Genomic DNA, 12,399 nt, shown 5'->3' with positions numbered 1-12,399 from the left:
ATGTTGCATGGAGAATTTCTTGGTTTATTTGGAAATGTATATAGATTTATTCCATAATTCTTAATCTACTATAGTACCTGGATTTAAAATTCCATTAGGATCAAATGCTTTCTTAATGCCTTCCATAATTTGAATTTCTCTTTTGGTAAATTGAAGAGGCATATATTCTTTTCTGGTTTTTCCAGTTCCATGTTCTGCAGTTATTGTTCCACCATATTTCAATGCAATTTTGTACATTTCCTGTTTAAATTCTTCATAGTAAGAAGGCAATTTACCATTGTCACTTAGTATGAAATTATGAATATTCCCATCGCCTATATGGCCAACTGCTGGGATTTCAGTATGGTATTTTTCAGATAAAGCAGATATATCGTCAAAGAAATCAGGCACTGCGGATGGTGGAACTGCCATGTCAAGTCCATCAGCTACATGGTCTTTAAAAGGAGTGTAGGCATTGCTCCTTATGGCTAAGATTTCCTTCTGATCCTTTGAAGTTTCAGCTATAATGCTGTCTACTGCATTATGTTCCTCACATATTCCTACGATTTGTTCACTAGTATCATAAAGTTCATCTTCAGTTTTAGCGTCCAGCATGAGCATTAAATCCACAGAGCCTTTGGTTGCAGGCCATTTAGTACCAAGGTGCTCTGCAGCTTTTTCTGAAATAGGTCTGTCCATGTATTCAATAGCTAAAGGTGTAATTCCTTCTTGAAGTATTTTAGGAACGCAGTCGCAGGCATCCCTTCTTGAATCAAAGGAAACTATGAGTGTACCTGTGTATTTATTTTTTGCATACAATTTTAAAGTTACTTTTGTAATCACACCAAGAGTCCCTTCGCTCCCAATCATCATCTGAAGCAAATCATAACCCATGTTGTTTTTTATTAATTTTCCACCTAAAGTGGCTATTTCTCCTGTAGGAAGAACTACTTCTAAAGCTTTAACATGATTTCGCATAATTCCATGTTTTACAGCCTTTGTACCTCCTGCATTTACAGCTACCATTCCTCCAATTTGTGCCCCTTCATCGCCGGGATGTATTGGGAAGAATAACTTATCCTGTTTATTTAATTCTTCAAGTAAATTTGCTAAAGTTACGCCAGACTCCACTGTAATCATTAGATTCTTTTTATCAAATTCCACGATCTTATTTAATCTTTCCAGAGATAAGATTATACTTGGTTTTATGGGAACTGCTGCACCACATACACCTGTACCACCGCCCCTAGCAATTACAGGTATCATGATTTCATTTGCATATGTTAGTATTTTGGATATTTCTTCTGGTGAACTGGGTTTAACTACTACACAATCTTTTGAGGATTCAACGCGAATTAAAGCTTCTGTTTCATCCTGCAAGTAACTTTGCATCTGAGATAGATCATCCGTAACCCAGTCTGCTCCGGTAATTTTTTTTAGATTTTCAACTATTTGTGAATTCAAAAATATTGCCCCCTTTTTAATAATTTACAATTATACTACTTTAGTTACATAGTCACTAGCTTTTATGCTAAAGTAGTCACATATGTCGTATATTTCTTTAAGAGTAGTGTCGTTTACTGGAATTCCATTTTTCATTTTATCCTTATAGGATTCTACTTCTTTCTCACCATGAGTATATATTCTTGTGGCGCCTTTTGCTTTCTTTGAATTTCTAAGTTCATTTAGGTAGCTGGAAAAGTTCTCTTCAATGGATTGTTTATCCCCAAATATACCATAATCCACTGCAAAGAAATAATGACATGTTCCAGATCCATTTTCCCTATCTAAGCTAACTTTATTTGCAGTAAATCCTCCAGATAAAATTGCTGTAAACATTTCAACTGCAAGTGCAAATCCATAACCTTTATGTCCTCCAGTTGATTCTTTTGATCCTCCAAGAGGAAGCAGTCCTCCTCCAGAATTTTTTCGTACATTAAGAAGTACATCTAAGGGATCTGTAGTATCTTCACCATCACTATTTAAAGCTAGACCAAGGGGAAGAGGTTCATGCCTTTTGTTATAAACTTCAATTTTTCCCCTAGTAACTACGCTAGTAGCCATATCCATTAAAAATGGGTAGGGTTTAGCTGGAAAAGATATGGCAATAGGATTTGTGCCAAGCATAGCATCTTTTCCAAAGGTTGGTACCATTACAGCTGGAGAGTTGGTCATTGAAATTCCAAGAAGTCCTTCCTCCTCAGCCATTTTGGCATAGTAGCCTGCAATACCATAGTGATTTGAATTTCTAACCACTACCATACTCATTCCTGAAGTTTTAGCTTTTTTAATTGCCAGATTCATAGCTTTTTTACCAATTAGCTGTCCCATACCGCCCATGCCATCTATTGTTGCAGATACAGGTGTTTCCTTTACTATTTTTATTTTAGAATTGATATTTATAAGACCACTTTTTATTTCACTGTAGTACTTTACCAGCCTTTGAATACCATGGGATTCAATTCCATATAGATCTGATAAAAGCAAAACGCTAGTTATGGTTTCACTATCTTCCCGGTTGAATCCAAATTTCTCAAAGACCAAATTACACAGCTTTTTTATATCTTCATATTTAACTTTGGTGTATGACATATTATTCCTCCATTTAGCAAATTTACTTTAATACATAATAGTGTTACTATAGCAAATTATACCTCATTTAAATATAAAATAGAAGGTGCTTGTTACCTAAATTTGAGGTATAATAATTGCATTAAAACAAAGAAGGTGACAAGTATTAAAAAGATAATTTTGATTATTTTATGTATTCTTTGGATGGGATTTATATTTTATAACTCATCAAATAATGGTGATATCTCTAACCAAAGAAGTTATAACATATTAGACAATTTAAGAAAAGAGTACAGACAAATCAAGGAAAACAAAATTGTAAGTAAGGATGTAAATGGCAATGTTCAAATTAAAATTCAAAAAGGGCAAGTTAAAAGTACATATGTGAATCCTACAGGAAATAGAGAAGAGAAACTGAATTTAATTATAAGGAAAAATGCTCATGCATTTGAGTACTTTATACTTGCTATTTTAGTCAGTGGAGTGTTATTTGAATTTAATGTAAAAGGGGCAAAAGCTTTAATATACATAATGTTTGTATGTCTTTTTTATGCTGTTACGGATGAATTTCACCAAGCGTTTGTGCCTGGTAGAAGTTCTCTTGTAAGTGATGTACTCATAGATTTTTTGGGAAGCTTGATTGGAATTTTTATTTTTTACACAATTTATTACTTGGTTCATAAAATAAAATCAAGACAAAAAGGAAGCCTAATTTCATTTAAGTAGGTATTTTTTTGATTTTTCAAGGAAAATGTTATAGGTTTTTTCGTCGAAATTGCACATTACAACTTTATTTAAACTCGTATCTTTATTTGTGAAAAACTTTATGGTAGTTTCAAGAAGTATTTCTGCACATTTATCTTTTGGAAAGCCGAATATACCGGAACTTATGGCGGGCATGGATATAGAATGTAAATTATAGCACTCTGCCAGATTGAGCACACTTGTTACAGCTTTTTTAAGCTTCTCATTTTCATTGCCTTCACCCATTACAGGGCCTACAGTGTGTATAACAAATTTAGCAGGTAACTTATGTCCATATGTTATGACTGCTTTTCCAGTAGGAACACTTCCAATTATTGACATAAGTTTATTGCTATCATTTTGTATTTCAAATCCACCAGCAGAGACTATGGCTAGAGCTGCCCCGCCTCCATGTTGTAATTTGCTGTTTGCAGGATTTACAATGGCATCACTGTGTTCTTTTGTTATATCTCCTTTTTTGATTTCAATTGTGTTATTACCTATTTTAATCATATACTAATCCCCTTTCAGAAATTTTTTGAGTAGTATATATGAAATTGTATAGTTCTGTTGATACAATTATATACCTTACTCTACAATTAGCAATTTAACGAGCTGAAGGTTGTAAAAACATTCGAAGTATAAGTTGATTTTTTACTTAGAAACCCTCATATAAATAAAGTTGAAGATTTTCTGGATATTGGAGGAAATGCTTACTAAATTTATTTTAAAGTTTTAGACTAAAGTCCTTTATTTTAAACAACATTAAGCTTATAATAAAAATGTTAAAAAGTTATTTTACAGTGCCTACATAAGAGGAGGATGGAAATGAAAAAAATTATTTTAGTTTGTTTAGTAGTTATGGGAGTGTTTTTAGGTGGCTGTAGTTATAATAAAAATTCAGCTCCTACCAAGACGATTACAAATTCCAATGAGCAGAATGATAAAGGTTCATTTATAATGGGAGGAAAGATTGCAACAAATGAAGATACTCAAATAACTTCAAACATTTCAGCAAGGGTTTCAGAAGTATCTGTAGACATAGGGACAAAAGTAACAGATGGACAAGTTGTTATAAAATTGGATACCCAAGATCTTCAGAATCAAGTTGATCAAGCACAAAATGCATTAAATGCTGCAAATTCAAATTTAACTAGTGCACAAAGTAGTACGTATAATAGTACAAGCTTAACAGGTAGTTCTACATCGTCCAATATAAGTACTTATCAAAGTCAGGTAAATCAGGCACAGGCTGCATTAAAATCTGCTCAAAATTCGCTTAATAATGCTACTATTACATCGCCTATTGCAGGAACAGTTAGTGCTAAAAATGTAAATGTTGGAGATATGGCTTATCCAGGTAAACCGCTTATCTCAATAGTTAATTCTGATAAATTATATGTAAATGCATATGCACCATCTTACATTTTAAATAAGATTAACGTTGGTCAAAATGTAATTATTAGAGTACCTGACCTTCCAGATCAGGATTTTCAAGGAAAAGTAACTGTCATAAATTCTAAGGTAGAGCCGCAAAGTTCAGATATTTTAGTACAGGTTAGTATAAATGGTAAAAATCCATCTTTGAAACCAGGTATGTTTGCGGAAATAGGATTAGAGTAGTGAAAAGGGGGGATACAGCGTGGTTAATAAAATAGTTAGTATAATCAAGAAATATAAAATAGCAGCTATTGGAATATTAGTAGGAATTGCAGTAATATTGTGCGGTATAATATCTTATTTCTGGTATGAAAACACTTATTATATTTCAACAAATGATGCAGTAGTGGGTGCAGATGTAGTTAATGTAAATACTCAAATTCAAGGTAAATTACTAGAGTTTGATATAAATGAGGGCGATGAAGTTAATAAAGATGAGATATTGGCCAGACAGGAAGTTACAAATACCCCGGATTCAAGTATAGATTCATCTTTAGTGAGAGCTCCTATAAGTGGTATAGTTGTGAAAAAGCAGAGTACTCAGGGAGAATTTAAATTAGCTGGTCAAACTATAGCTACTGTAGCAGATGAAGATAATGTTTATGTAACTGCAAATATAGATGAAAAAGAAATTCAAAATGTGAAAGTTGGTCAAGCTGTTACTGTTAAGTTGGATGAATTTAATGGTAAAAAGTTTAATGGAAAAGTAAAATCCATTGGATTAGTATCACAAAATGGTTTAAATCAATCTTCTAAAGATAAAAATGGTGAGTTTAAAAAAGTAAATCAAAAAGTGCCAGTTAAAATTCAGTTCAATAAGACTAAGGGATTGGTTTTAGGAACTAATGCAAGTGTCAAGATTCGTGTAAAATAAAAAAGTTTGTGAGAATTTTAAACGAAAAATAAACTTATGCTCCGAATATTTCTACGCATAAGTTTATTTTTTAGTTAGAAATTCTATTTAGAAATTATATAATGCACAATTCACAATTAAGGATGATTTTCTGATGTCACAGAAAATCTAAAAGTTTAACTACTTATTTATCATAATCATGTTAAATTGGGTATTATAGCTGCAATTAAAACCTGCTTTAGATAAAGCATCTAAACTCACATTTTTACTAGGAGAAAGATCTTTGGCATTGAAACTATAGGTTTGCTTATCTATAGTCAATTTCATTGAAGCTGAATCATAGCTTCCACCTAAGTACATAGTTATATAATTTGGATTTACATAAGCTTTACCTTTTATGATTTCAGCTTGATTACTTCCAAATGCAATTGGTGTTCCATATATAACTAACCTTGGATCAGCACCTATGGCTGCTAATTCATCATTATTTGAAGATTCTTCATCTTCCTGGCTATCTAACATAACGAAATGAACATTTCCGTAATCGTAAGAATATACTTGCCCTTTGAAACCATCAGGACCGTTCATCGGAACTTTAAATTGATTTGTAAAATATTTAGGTTTAGTTGAATCCCAGCCAACTGCATTGTAGGTTTCGTGATTGCCTTGAACTGGCATTTCAGGTAAATTGTCAATAACTCCTTTAGCAGCATTAAACCAGTTGTTCCAATGCCTATAATCTTGGCCCTTTTCAACTAAATCACCAACATTTATCATGAAATCTGCATCTTTATTTTTAGAATAGGCATTTTGAACAGTCTTATTCCAAGGAGCATAATTTGGAACATCAGCATTTCCACTTTGAGAATCCCCAAAAACAATAAATTTATACATCCAGTATTTATATCAGTGCTTGATGTAGAAAAATCTTGTTTAGTAGCATTAAAAGTTTTTGTTTCTCCAGTAGTCAAGTTTTTATATTGAACTAATCCTTTAGTTACATTTGTACTAGTTCTCCAGGTGATTGTTTGTGTAGTTTTAGGGTCTTTAGTCCAGGTTAAAGTAATGTGATCAGGTTTTACAGTAGAATTTAAATTAGTATTAATAGTTGTATTATCGTAAGCTGCATGAACTGAGTATATTGGAGCTATTGTTGATGTGGCAGCAATAAGTGCAGCTATTATCATGGATAAGTATTTTTTCTTCATAATATCCCCGACTAACTTAATTTTCCATTTGACAATCTTATTATATATTTTCCAAATTAAATGGATATTATATAAAGTTAACTGTATGTTAATTTATATTATGCTATAATAAATGTTAATTATAATTTTTGTAATATTGAAGGAGAGTATGATAAATGGAACATAAGGGAGTTTTAAAGAATATAGGCGGATATGTATTTTATATTATATTAGCAGTTGTGTTTGCATTGACATTTAGGACCTATGTTTTTGCAAGAACAACTGTGATAGGACCTTCTATGCAGCCTACATTTCATGATAAGGATTCTGTATTTTTAGAAAAAGTAAGTACTGAAACCGGTCATATAAGTAGAGGAGAAATTGTTACTTTTTATTCTAAAGACGAAAATAATGATGATTACATAAAAAGAGTTATAGGAATAGCTGGAGATAAGGTTGAAATAAAAGATGGAAAGGTATATTTAAATGGACAACTTCTTTCAGAAGATTATCTTCCTAAGGGAACAATTACTGAACCTAATTCTCTTATTACACAATATGTAATCCCTAAAGGATATGTTTTTGTACTTGGAGACAATAGGGGAAATAGTACTGACAGCAGAATACTTGGACCAATAAATTTGAAAGACATAAGAGGACATGTTATCTTGAGAGTATACCCTTTTAATAATATCAGGGCATTTTAAAACTGGTAATATGCATAAATTTAAGTGTAAATAGGTAAATATATAACTTAATTTTTGCAGTTTAAGAAAATTTGCTAAGCAACATTTTTAATTCTTAACTTGTGAAGGTTGAGTATGTAAAGTTAAATTATTTGTGGGGAGTAAAAAATGAACATTAGAGAAAAATATTTAAAGGATGCTAAAAAAGTTGTAGTTAAGGTAGGCACTTCTACTCTTATAACCGAAGATGGATCTTTGGATTTGTATAGAATAGAGGAAATAGTAAGGCAAATTTGTTATTTGCAAAATCAAGGTAAAAGTGTAGTTTTAGTAACTTCTGGAGCTATTGGTGTTGGATTTTTGAAATTGGGACTTAAAACAAAGCCAAAAGACATATGTGAAAAGCAAGCTGCTGCGGCTATTGGCCAGGGAATACTTTTGAATATATATGAAAAGATGTTTTCAGAACATGGCAAAATAGTTGCTCAAATTTTACTTACAAAAAATGATCTGGATATTGTGGACAATTATACTCATGCCCAAAATACCTTCACAGCACTTTTAAAACGTGGAGTAATACCCATAGTTAATGAAAATGATGCAGTTGCAGTAGAGGAAATAAAATTTGGTGATAACGATACTCTTTCAGCTTTGATTGCAAAGACCATTCATGCAGATCTTCTCATACTGCTCTCAGATATTGATGGACTTTATAGTTCTGATCCTCAATCAGATAAAGATGCCAAATTAATAAGCTGTGTTCCTAAAATAACTAAGGAAATTGAAGATTGCAGTAAGGGATCTCACAGCAATGTTGGAACAGGTGGTATGTATACTAAAATTAAGGCGGCAAAAATAGCAGTATCATCGGGGATATCTATGATAATAGCAAATGGATCCCAAGATTCTGTTATAGAAGATATAGTTTCAAATAAAGAAATTGGAACTTTATTTGAAGCAGAAAAATAAAAGGAGGCTTATAGAGATGGATGTAGGTAGTTATGTTGTAGAAAAAGCTAAAACTGCAAGTAGGGCTGCAAGAATATTATCTAATATGGGTCCGAATTTAAAAAATAGAGCTTTAGATGATATGGCAGAGGCACTTCAAAACAACAAAGAACTTATTTTACAAGCTAATAAGTTAGATCTGGATAATGCTAAAAAATCAGGTAAAGGTAAAGCTTTTATCGACAGACTTGAACTAAACCAAAAGAGAATAGATTCTATGGCAGGTGGACTTATTAAAGTTGCATCACTTCCAGATCCTATTGGTGAAGTGTCTAAAATGTGGAAAAGGCCTAATGGACTGCGTATTGGAAAAGTGAGAGTACCTCTTGGAACAATAGGAATAATATATGAAGCTAGGCCAAATGTAACTGTGGATGCTGCTGCACTTTGCCTTAAAAGTGGAAATTCAGTTATTTTAAGAGGAGGGAAGGAGGCAATAAACTCCAATGTAGCTATATACAATACAATAAATAAAGCTGCTGTTAGTGCCGGACTTCCAGAAGGGGCTATTGAATTTATAGATATAACTGAAAGAGAAGCAGTGGAAACTTTGATGAAACTTAACGAATATGTAGATGTACTGATACCAAGAGGGGGCAGGGGACTTATCAATTCCATAGTAAAGAATTCTACAGTGCCTGTAATCCAAACTGGTATAGGAAATTGTCACGTTTATGTGGATGAAAGTGCAGATTTAAGCATGGCAGAAAATATAGTGTTAAATGCAAAAACTCAAAGACCAGCAGTTTGCAATGCTATGGAGACATTGCTTGTACACAAAAACGCTGCTGAAAATTTCCTGCCTCATTTGGGAAAAACCTTAAAAAGTTTGGGAGTTGAAATAAGAGGATGTAGTGAAACGAAAAAATTGATTCCCTATGCAAAATTGGCAACGGAAGAGGACTATGATACAGAATTTCTAGATTTGATATTGGCTGTAAAAGTAGTGAATTCGCTGGATGAAGCAATGGATCATATTTATAAATATGGAACAAAACATTCTGAAGCTATAATAACAAATGATTATAACGCATCTCAAAGATTTTTAAATGAAGTTGATGCTGCGGCAGTTTATGTAAATGCTTCTACTAGATTTACTGATGGTGAGCAGTTTGGATTTGGTGCCGAAATAGGTATAAGTACCCAGAAGCTTCATGCGAGAGGGCCTATGGGATTAAACGAACTTACTACTTCAAAGTATGTAGTCTATGGAGAAGGACAGATACGAAAATAGGGATTTCTATCTGAACTTAGTTGGAGAAACAAATTCCCACTAAGTAAGATTCATTGATTGAATTTAAATTAAACTTCTGAGGATTTGACACTCAGAAGTTTAATTTTTTATTGAAATTCTTAAATAGATGGTATTCTGTAATTATGGTATAATATAGAAAATAAATTTTTGATTTTGAGAGGTGTATAAAATGGCAGGTATAAAATATGAAATAAAAGAAAATAAAGGAGTATTATCAAAATCCCCTAAAGGATGGAAGAAAGAATTAAATTTAGTTAGCTGGAATGATAGAACTGCTAAATATGATATAAGAGATTGGTCACAAGAACATGATAAAATGGGAAAGGGAGTTACCCTAACTGTAGATGAACTGAGGGAGTTAAAAAACATATTAAATAATATGGATTTGTCTTAGAGGTATGATTTTATGAAATGTAAATTTTTATGGTGTATTTTCATAGCATTATCTATATTTACAGTCACTGCGTGCAGCAGCAAAAGTAATATGGTAAAAAATAGCTTAAATGGTTACATAGATGCATGGACAAAATGCAACTATGATTTAATGTACAATAAGATGGATAAAGATAGTAAATCTAGGATTGCTAAAAAAGATTTTGTGAGTCGTTACAATAATATTTACAGTGGAATAGAAGCAAAGAATATAAATGTAAAGATTGACAGCAGCAGTGACATAAAATATGAAGATGGAGCTGCAAAAGTTCCAATAAAGGTAAGTATGGATACTGCAGCAGGTAAATTAGATTTTTCAAACAGTATAAGTTTAAAAAAAGAAAAGGATAATGACAAAACAGATTGGAAAGTAGTGTGGAGTCCTTCTAATATATTTCCGGATTTAAAAGAAGGGGATAAAATAAGAATAGATACTGTACAGGGAAAAAGGGGTACGATTTATGATAGAAATGGCAATCCTATAGCAGAGGATGGTAGGGCAGCACAAATTGGGATTGTACCTGAAACTTTAGAACAAAATGGTGAAAAATCTAAGGAAAATATAGCTGCCCTATTAAACATTTCAAAAGAAGATATAAATAAGAAACTCTCTGCATCTTATGTAAAAAAGGATATGTTTGTACCTATAAAGATAATACAGGAAGACGACAGTAATCTAGCTGTACTTCAAAGAATTTCTGGAGTAAAAGTGCAGTATATAAAGGAAAGAGTGTATCCGTTAAAAAATGCAGCTGCGCATTTAACAGGGTATGTACATAAAGTTACTGCAGAAGAATTAAAAACAAATAAAAATTATGGACCTGATGATATAATAGGTAAATCAGGATTAGAACAAATATATGAAAGTACTTTAAGAGCTCAAAACGGATATGAAATTTATATTGTAGATAAAAATAATAAGAAAAAAAAGACTCTCATAAAGAGAAAAGTACATAATGGAAAAGATATAAAACTTACTATAGATTCTAAAATTCAAAGTTTACTATATAATGAATTGCAGCAAGATGCTGGCATGGGTGTTAGCATGAATCCTAAAACGGGGGAGGTTCTAGCCCTTGTAAGTACTCCTTCTTTTGATCCTAATGATTTTGTAATGGGTATGTCAAGTGATACTTGGAAAACTTTAAATGAAGATAAGAGAAGACCTTTATACAATAGATTTCAGAGCAATGTAGTTCCCGGATCTGTTTTCAAGCCTATTACAGCAGCAATAGGTTTAAAGGATGGTAAATTAAATCCACAAGTGTCTAAAAATATTTCTGGACTTAAATGGCAAAAAGACAGTAGTTGGGGAAAGTATTATGTTACACGAGTAGAGGATTATGGCGAGCCTAGCAATCTTTTGAATGCTCTTGTTTATTCAGATAATATATATTTTGCAAAAACTGCACTGGATATTGGAAAAGACACTATGGAGACAGAACTTAAAAATTGGGGGCTAGGTGAGGGAATGCCTTTTGAGTATGGACTCTCTAGATCACAATTAGCTTCAAAAGGAAATATAAAAACAGAGGTGCAGCTGGCAGACAGCGGATATGGCCAGGGAGAAATTCTATTAAACCCAGTTCACTTAATGGCAATGTATGATTCTTTTGTGAATGAAGGGAATATTATAAAACCATACCTTATATATAAAGATAATGCCAAGGCACAGATATGGAAAAAAGATGTATATCCTAAAGAAGATGCAAATATTATTTTAAATGACCTAGAACAGGTAGTTTCAAACCCTAAAGGGACAGGACATGAAGCATATATACCTGGAATGGCTTTGGCAGGAAAGACAGGTACTGCAGAGATAAAGGCTTCACAGGAGGATACTAGTGGAACGGAAGTTGGATGGTTTGCTGCAGTTAATGTAGATAATCCAAAGCTTTTAGTAATAGCCATGGTGGAAAATGCTAAAGAAAAGGGAGGAAGCCATTATGTGGTCCCTATAGTCAAAAGTGTTTTTGAGCAAGTAAGATAGGGCTATATCTTGTTTGATGATTACCTACTATAACATTTCTATGAATTTTGTGAAAGCTACTAAATAATATTCACTGATAAGTTTAATTGCAATGTAGAATATAATTTAAATTTTTGATATAATAGTATATAAAGGAAATGAATAAATTTTTAATTTATTTAAGATTAAAGAAATTAAAAACAGGACAAAAAGTCGGAAGCAGTGCTCTGACTTTTTTTAAATAAATTATATAAACGTTTTCATCAATGAATCTT

The 12,399-nt window shown here is 32.3% G+C and carries 13 protein-coding genes; 8 read left to right on the top strand and 5 right to left on the bottom strand.

Annotated features, from left to right (window positions below):
• Window positions 1-60: 60 nt before the first annotated feature.
• The gene (locus tag CLCOS_RS15560) at window positions 61-1,443 is read right to left on the bottom strand and encodes an FAD-binding oxidoreductase (RefSeq protein WP_023162793.1); all 1,383 of its coding nucleotides are present in this window, start codon (window positions 1,441-1,443) and stop codon (window positions 61-63) included.
• Between the two features lie 30 nt (window positions 1,444-1,473).
• A complete protein-coding gene (locus tag CLCOS_RS15555) occupies window positions 1,474-2,571 on the bottom strand; it encodes an Ldh family oxidoreductase (protein WP_023162794.1) in 1,098 nt (365 codons plus the stop codon).
• A gap of 144 nt (window positions 2,572-2,715) precedes the next feature.
• Between CLCOS_RS15555 and CLCOS_RS15550 the strand changes: the two genes are divergently transcribed.
• Window positions 2,716-3,276 (top strand): VanZ family protein, encoded by a 561-nt coding sequence (locus CLCOS_RS15550; RefSeq protein ID WP_029170080.1) that lies wholly within the window; start codon window positions 2,716-2,718, stop codon window positions 3,274-3,276.
• Here CLCOS_RS15550 and CLCOS_RS15545 read toward each other — a convergent pair.
• Window positions 3,265-3,807: a macro domain-containing protein gene (locus CLCOS_RS15545; protein ID WP_023162796.1), complete on the bottom strand. Its 543-nt coding sequence runs from the start codon at window positions 3,805-3,807 to the stop codon at window positions 3,265-3,267. The two genes, CLCOS_RS15550 and CLCOS_RS15545, sit on opposite strands and share 12 nt — an antisense overlap.
• Window positions 3,808-4,122: 315 nt before the next feature.
• On the opposite strand from CLCOS_RS15545, the gene CLCOS_RS15540 reads away from it, so the two are divergent.
• Window positions 4,123-4,917, top strand: coding sequence for an efflux RND transporter periplasmic adaptor subunit (locus CLCOS_RS15540; RefSeq protein ID WP_013237277.1), 795 nt, complete (start codon window positions 4,123-4,125; stop codon window positions 4,915-4,917).
• A gap of 19 nt (window positions 4,918-4,936) precedes the next feature.
• A complete protein-coding gene (locus tag CLCOS_RS15535; protein ID WP_023162797.1) occupies window positions 4,937-5,608 on the top strand; it encodes an HlyD family secretion protein in 672 nt (223 codons plus the stop codon).
• Window positions 5,609-5,767: 159 nt separating this feature from the next.
• Here CLCOS_RS15535 and CLCOS_RS15530 read toward each other — a convergent pair whose 3' ends face one another.
• Window positions 5,768-6,469 (bottom strand): metallophosphoesterase family protein, encoded by a 702-nt coding sequence (locus CLCOS_RS15530; RefSeq protein WP_242832275.1) that lies wholly within the window; start codon window positions 6,467-6,469, stop codon window positions 5,768-5,770.
• Entirely contained in the window at window positions 6,361-6,795 is a 435-nt protein-coding gene (locus CLCOS_RS22850) for a fibronectin type III domain-containing protein (RefSeq protein WP_023162799.1), read from the bottom strand. The genes CLCOS_RS15530 and CLCOS_RS22850 overlap by 109 nt, the downstream gene beginning before the upstream one ends.
• 155 nt (window positions 6,796-6,950) lie before the next feature.
• Between CLCOS_RS22850 and lepB the strand changes: the two genes are divergently transcribed.
• The 5 genes from lepB (at window position 6,951) to CLCOS_RS15505 (ending at window position 12,145) form a co-directional block, all read left to right on the top strand.
• Window positions 6,951-7,481 carry a signal peptidase I gene (gene lepB / locus CLCOS_RS15525; protein ID WP_013237280.1) on the top strand — a complete coding sequence of 177 codons (531 nt, stop codon included), beginning with the start codon at window positions 6,951-6,953 and terminating at the stop codon, window positions 7,479-7,481.
• A 147-nt stretch (window positions 7,482-7,628) separates the two neighbouring features.
• Window positions 7,629-8,429, top strand: a complete 801-nt coding sequence (gene proB / locus CLCOS_RS15520) for a glutamate 5-kinase (protein WP_013237281.1) — start codon at window positions 7,629-7,631, stop codon at window positions 8,427-8,429.
• 16 nt (window positions 8,430-8,445) lie between these two features.
• Window positions 8,446-9,702 carry a glutamate-5-semialdehyde dehydrogenase gene (locus tag CLCOS_RS15515; protein WP_023162800.1) on the top strand — a complete coding sequence of 419 codons (1,257 nt, stop codon included), beginning with the start codon at window positions 8,446-8,448 and terminating at the stop codon, window positions 9,700-9,702.
• A gap of 190 nt (window positions 9,703-9,892) precedes the next feature.
• Window positions 9,893-10,117 carry a YdbC family protein gene (locus CLCOS_RS15510; RefSeq protein WP_063601404.1) on the top strand — a complete coding sequence of 75 codons (225 nt, stop codon included), beginning with the start codon at window positions 9,893-9,895 and terminating at the stop codon, window positions 10,115-10,117.
• Between the two features lie 12 nt (window positions 10,118-10,129).
• Window positions 10,130-12,145: a penicillin-binding transpeptidase domain-containing protein gene (locus CLCOS_RS15505; protein WP_023162801.1), complete on the top strand. Its 2,016-nt coding sequence runs from the start codon at window positions 10,130-10,132 to the stop codon at window positions 12,143-12,145.
• Window positions 12,146-12,399: the final 254 nt, after the last annotated feature.

Origin of the sequence: Clostridium coskatii, from assembly GCF_001675205.1 — a bacterium.
Classification (GTDB): domain Bacteria; phylum Bacillota; class Clostridia; order Clostridiales; family Clostridiaceae; genus Clostridium_B; species Clostridium_B ljungdahlii.
This window is presented reverse-complemented; position numbering and strand designations above follow the sequence as displayed.

Bases quoted from the DNA above. Each gene is read 5' to 3' on its own strand.
- CLCOS_RS15555 (WP_023162794.1), bottom strand. From the start codon at position 2,571: ATGTCATACACCAAAGTTAAATATGAAGATATAAAAAAGCTGTGTAAT.
- CLCOS_RS15545 (WP_023162796.1), bottom strand. From the start codon at position 3,807: ATGATTAAAATAGGTAATAACACAATTGAAATCAAAAAAGGAGATATA.
- CLCOS_RS15540 (WP_013237277.1), top strand. From the start codon at position 4,123: ATGAAAAAAATTATTTTAGTTTGTTTAGTAGTTATGGGAGTGTTTTTA.
- CLCOS_RS22850 (WP_023162799.1), bottom strand. From the start codon at position 6,795: ATGAAGAAAAAATACTTATCCATGATAATAGCTGCACTTATTGCTGCC.
- lepB (WP_013237280.1), top strand. From the start codon at position 6,951: ATGGAACATAAGGGAGTTTTAAAGAATATAGGCGGATATGTATTTTAT.
- proB (WP_013237281.1), top strand. From the start codon at position 7,629: ATGAACATTAGAGAAAAATATTTAAAGGATGCTAAAAAAGTTGTAGTT.
- CLCOS_RS15515 (WP_023162800.1), top strand. From the start codon at position 8,446: ATGGATGTAGGTAGTTATGTTGTAGAAAAAGCTAAAACTGCAAGTAGG.
- CLCOS_RS15510 (WP_063601404.1), top strand. From the start codon at position 9,893: ATGGCAGGTATAAAATATGAAATAAAAGAAAATAAAGGAGTATTATCA.
- CLCOS_RS15505 (WP_023162801.1), top strand. From the start codon at position 10,130: ATGAAATGTAAATTTTTATGGTGTATTTTCATAGCATTATCTATATTT.